A 1,611-nucleotide genomic window follows, 5' to 3' on the forward strand; every position below is an offset into this window, starting at 1 on the left:
CTGCCCAACGCGGCCGGAACGACGCTGGCCATTGCGACCAGCCTCGGCGCGCTCTCCTCGACCGCCGTCACCAAATCCGACTGGGTCGGCGCCGCTGCGCCTGACGATTACTACAGCTTCACGCTCGCGAGCCTGTCCTCGGTTTCGTTGAAGCTGAGCGGATTGGCCAACACCAGCGGCTATCTCTATCTGCTCAACAGCTCCGGCGATCAGATCACGTCGAGTTACTATTATTACTTCGGCGGCGCGCTGACGGCCAACTTGGGAGCGGGGACCTATTACGTCCGCGTCAACGACACGACCGACACCGCGTACACGCTCGCGGCTTCGGCTGCGACCCTGGCCAATGCGGGCGGCGCAACGCTCGCAACGGCGACCAGCCTTGGCGCGCTGGGAACCGGCGTCGTCACCAAATCGGACTGGATCGGAGCGGCGGCGGCGAACGATTATTACAGCTTCACCCTGAGCGCGCGGTCGACCGTCAATTTGAAATTCTCGGGCGTGACCAACAACGGCGCCTATCTCTACCTCCTCGACAGCTCGGGCGCCCAGGTTGGTAATAACTACCCGAGCAATGACCTGGCGCAGCCCATCACCCTGAACGCCACGCTGGCCGCCGGAACCTATTACATTCGCATCAACGACAATTCCGACACCGCCTATACGCTGACGGCTGTGTCCAACACGGCGGCGGGAACGGCGCCGACCATTTCGTCCGGCAGGGCGCTTTCAACGGCCGCTTCGCTTGGGACGCTCACTTCGACGGCGACGGTGGTTTCTGATTTCGTCGGTCAGGCGGTTCCGGACGATTGGTACAAGTTCAGCGTCGGGTCGCTGTCGAACGTGTCGCTGCAATTGGCGGGGTTGCTGGATTCGGCGTCGATTTCGCTTCTCGACGCCAACGGCAATCAGATCGGCTCCTATTCCGCGTCTTCGTCCAATCCGGCGCTGTTTTTCTCCGATCTCGCCGCCGGGATCTATTACCTCCACGTCAATTCGACCAACGACACGCCTTTCACGCTGACCGCTTCGGCGACGGCGCTGCCGAATGCGACCGGGCAAAGTTTCGCCGCCGCCACCGCCTTGGCGGCGCCCACGGCGACGGTCGCCAGCGTGTCCGACTGGGTCGGCGCCGCCGCCCCGAACGATTTTTACAAGTTCACGCTGGCGAGCGCGGCGACCGTCAATTTCAAGGTCGGCTCGACCCTGGATTCGCTCACGCTTTACGACGCCAATGGCGTGCAGATCGCCTCGGCTTCTCCCGGCGCAGGCTATCCGCTGCTTTCCAACGCGCTGGCCGCCGGGACCTATTACGTCAAGGTCAATAGTTCCTACGACAACGCCTATACCCTGTCCTATTGGACCGGCGCGCCCACGATCGGAAGCTCGTCGACGACCGACAACGCGGGCAACGACATTGCTGGAGCCAACGCCACCGCGCTCGGCGCGCTGACCGCCGCCGCCAAGACCGTGGTCGGTTGGGTCGGGACCTCCGACACCGATGATTATTACAAGATCTCCGTCACCGGCCCGACGACGGTGGCGCTGTCCCTTTCGGGGGTGAGCGGCAACCCGCTGCTCTCTCTCTACGACGCCTCGGGCAATGAGATC

The 1,611-nt window shown here is 63.4% G+C and carries 1 protein-coding gene; it reads left to right on the top strand.

The features are described from left to right. Positions 1-1,611, top strand: a 1,611-nt coding sequence (locus tag M2320_RS23160; RefSeq protein WP_264599323.1) for a PPC domain-containing protein, incomplete at both ends; no start/stop codon positions are given.

The organism is Rhodoblastus acidophilus, assembly GCF_025961575.1.
In the GTDB taxonomy this organism is placed as follows: domain Bacteria; phylum Pseudomonadota; class Alphaproteobacteria; order Rhizobiales; family Beijerinckiaceae; genus Rhodoblastus; species Rhodoblastus acidophilus_C.